3 protein-coding genes are annotated in these 3,530 nt (G+C 42.8%); 1 reads left to right on the forward strand and 2 read right to left on the reverse strand.

Going from position 1 to position 3,530, the window contains the following annotated elements:
* Positions 1-1,675: phosphoenolpyruvate synthase (ppsA, locus tag QNK26_RS05280; RefSeq protein WP_319221316.1), on the reverse strand; the 1,675-nt coding region annotated here is incomplete at its 3' end.
* A 190-nt stretch (positions 1,676-1,865) separates the two neighbouring features.
* Between ppsA and QNK26_RS05285 the strand changes: the two genes are divergently transcribed.
* Entirely contained in the window at positions 1,866-2,675 is an 810-nt protein-coding gene (locus tag QNK26_RS05285) for a pyruvate, water dikinase regulatory protein (RefSeq protein WP_319221317.1), read from the forward strand.
* 102 nt (positions 2,676-2,777) lie between these two features.
* Here the strand turns inward: QNK26_RS05285 and pabC are convergent.
* Positions 2,778-3,530 (reverse strand): aminodeoxychorismate lyase (pabC, locus tag QNK26_RS05290; protein WP_319221318.1); only part of this gene is annotated, 753 nt, incomplete at its 5' end.

Here is a 3,530-nt window from a genome sequence, read left to right on the forward strand (position 1 = left end):
CTTGTAATTTAGCGATATAGAATTCAACTGGAGACTCATAACCGGCAATCATTTCATTGATTTCAGCTTGTAGTTCTGGTGATTGCTTATCAAAGTTAAGCAATGCTTTCGGGTGAATACCAATCATACGGTTAATGATGAATTCAAGACGCGCTAGACCAACACCTTCGTTTGGTAATGCCGCGAAATCGAATGCACGATCCGGGTTACCGACGTTCATCATTACTTTTACTGGAATTTCCGGTAAGTTATCAACTTTCGATGATGTTTCACGGAACGGTAAGATACCTTCGTAGATAAAGCCAGTGTCACCTTCAGCACAAGATACTGTTAGCTCTTGCCCCGTTACAATAAGGTCTGTCGCGTTACCACAACCTACAACAGCAGGGATACCCATTTCACGGGCAATAATTGCAGCATGACAAGTACGGCCACCACGGTTCGTGACGATTGCAGAAGCACGTTTCATGATAGGTTCCCAATCTGGGTCAGTCATGTCTGTTACTAATACGTCGCCTTCTTGTACTTCATCCATTTGCGAAATTGATGAGATAACTTTAGCTGGACCTGCGCCAATCTTACCGCCAATTGCACGGCCTTCAGAAATCACTGCAGATTTAGCGTCAAGATGGAAACGCACCATAACTTGCTTGTCTTCACGGCTACGTACTGTTTCAGGACGTGCTTGAACGATATAAATTTTGCCGTCGATTGCATCTTTCGCCCATTCGATATCCATCGCATGGCCGTAATGCTTTTCGATGATCACAGCTTGTTTCGCTAGTTCCATTACTTCTTCGTCGGTAATAGAGAACTGACGAGACTTGCTTGCTTCAACATCAACGATTTGCACTTGTTTGCCATGTTCTTCATCAGCAGAGTAGATCATTTGGATCTGTTTGCTACCAATGTTACGACGAACAACAGCTGGTTTGCCTTTAGCAAGTGTTGGTTTATGAACATAAAATTCATCAGGGTTAACGGCGCCCTGTACAACCATTTCACCAAGACCGTATGAAGAAGTAATGAATACTACATCTTCAAAGCCAGACTCAGTATCAATCGAGAACATCACACCAGATGATGCTTCATCACTACGTACCATGCGTTGAATACCCGCAGATAATGCCACGCCACGGTGGTCATAACCAGAATGCACGCGGTAAGAAATAGCACGGTCGTTAAATAGCGATGCAAATACGTGTTTAATCGCAACAATGATGTTGTCATAACCACGTACGTTGAGGAAAGTTTCTTGCTGACCAGCAAATGATGCATCAGGCATATCTTCAGCGGTTGCCGAAGAACGTACAGCAAATGATGCTTGCTCGCCTGCTTCACCAGCTAGTACGTCATAGCTTTGGGCAATAGCGGCTTCTAATTCAGGTTGGAAAGGTGTATCGATGATCCATTGGCGAATTTTCGCGCCAGCTTCTGTTAACGCTGCAATGTTATCAACATCGAGATTGTCTAGTAGTGTGTAGATTTTATCGTTCACACCACTTTGCTCTAAAAACTGATTAAACGCATCAGCGGTAGTCGCGTAACCACCAGGAACTTGCACGCCTGCGCCAGCTAAGTTACTGATCATCTCGCCTAGAGATGCATTTTTGCCGCCAACTCGTTCTACGTCGTTCATTCCAAGTTTTTCGTACCCAATTACGTACTCTATCACGGCAGTTCTCCAGATTTAATCTATCTCAAAAATGATTTTAATTGTGGGCGATATTGGATATTGCTCACATATTATTAATGCAAAATAATCATCTTGCTTTCCTTAGTGTTTTTAATCATACACAGCTATTAATTTCAATGTAAGATACTTACTTAGAAAAATTGATCTGTTTATGAAAAGGATAGGGTAAATGCAAACTGTTTTTTATATTTCTGACGGCACCGCGATCACCGCTGAAGTCTTTGGTCACGCGCTTCTCAGCCAATTTCCAATCGAACTTGAACAGCATACTTTTCCCTTTATCGAGACCGAAGAAAAAGCCAGAAACGTCACTAAAAAAATTAATGAGATCGTGGCAAAAACAGGACAGAAGCCACTAGTGTTTCATTCGATAGTTTCATCTGAAATAAGGACAATCATCGAATTAAATGAGGGACATTCTCACGACTTTTTGAGCACCTTTGTATCCCCACTTTCAGAACAATTGAATATCAAAGCAGAGCCTAAATCTCATCGTACCCACAGCCTTAAACTTGATACCTATGATGCCCGTATTGAAGCGGTAAATTATGCCTTAGCCAACGATGATGGTATTACCTGTAAAGATTACGATGATGCAGATTTAATTTTAGTCGGTGTATCACGTAGTGGCAAAACCCCAACCAGTTTATATCTGGCGCTGCAGTTTGGCATCAAGACGGCTAACTACCCATTTATTGCCGATGACATGGATGAGTTAAAACTCCCCCCCGCATTAAAACGCAATAAACATAAAATATTTGGTTTAACCATTGATGTAAAACGTCTGCAGGATATCCGCAGTGAACGCCTTGCTAACAGTACTTACGCGTCATTACGTCAATGTAAGTTAGAAATATCAGAAGTGGAATACTTATACCGCAGCGAAAAAATTCCTTTCATTAACAGTACCTCATTTTCGGTTGAAGAGATCGCCACGAAAATATTGGACAAGAAAGGCTTGAAACGTCGAATTTTTTAACCTTTAATTTATTGATGCATCATCTATGAAAACAATACACTGCACGCAGTCATACCGATTAAGCGTGTAGTGCTTTTGTCATCGAGCTTGTTACAGGTCTTGTTAAAGCTGTTGCTGTAACAAACGCCATACCGCTGAATCATTCGCTGCAAGGTCATAGTAAATATCGCCTGCATGATTACTCACTTGCTGGTTAACAATCGCCTTTACAGGCACTACCCCCATCACTGAATTAGTGATAAAAACTTCCTCTGCAATGCGCAGATCCGTCAGAGTATAATCTCCCGTTTTCACAGTTAATTTTAGATTATTCAACAAGTTCAAAATATGGGTTTTCATCACCCCTTCCACACCACTGCGTTTTGTGCTTGGGGTATAGACTTTACCCTGCTTCACCCAGAACACATTAGCAACGGATGTCTCAATAACATAACCGTCTGTCGAGCACACCAGTCCATCTGCAGCGCTATGGGCATCAAGTTCTTGCTTGACCATCACCTGGTCGAGTCTGTTTAAGGTTTTTAATCCCGCTAATACTGGGTTCACGGTTTGCTGATACTGGCAGGTCATAAGCTCAATGCCTGTGTGAGCCCATTCGCCATACTGGGTAGGGATAGCGCGATACTGCAAATACCAATTGGCACTGCTACAACCGATAACACCATAACCACGGCCACCCTCACCACGGGTAATGGTGACTTTTAATACCCCGTCCTGTAATGTCAGCGCTTGCTCAATGATTGCCGCAATCAGTTCATCCCATTGGCTAAACTCAATGGCTAACGCCGCGCACGCTTGCTGTAACCGCGCCATGTGCAGAGCTAACAACTGTGCTTGTCCTGCGGCCATTTTGAT

This window comes from Moritella sp., from assembly GCF_033791185.1.
GTDB lineage: Bacteria > Pseudomonadota > Gammaproteobacteria > Enterobacterales > Moritellaceae > Moritella.

Excerpts from the sequence above, each read along its gene's own strand:
- QNK26_RS05285 (WP_319221317.1), top strand. The coding sequence starts at position 1,866 with ATGCAAACTGTTTTTTATATTTCTGACGGCACCGCGATCACCGCTGAA.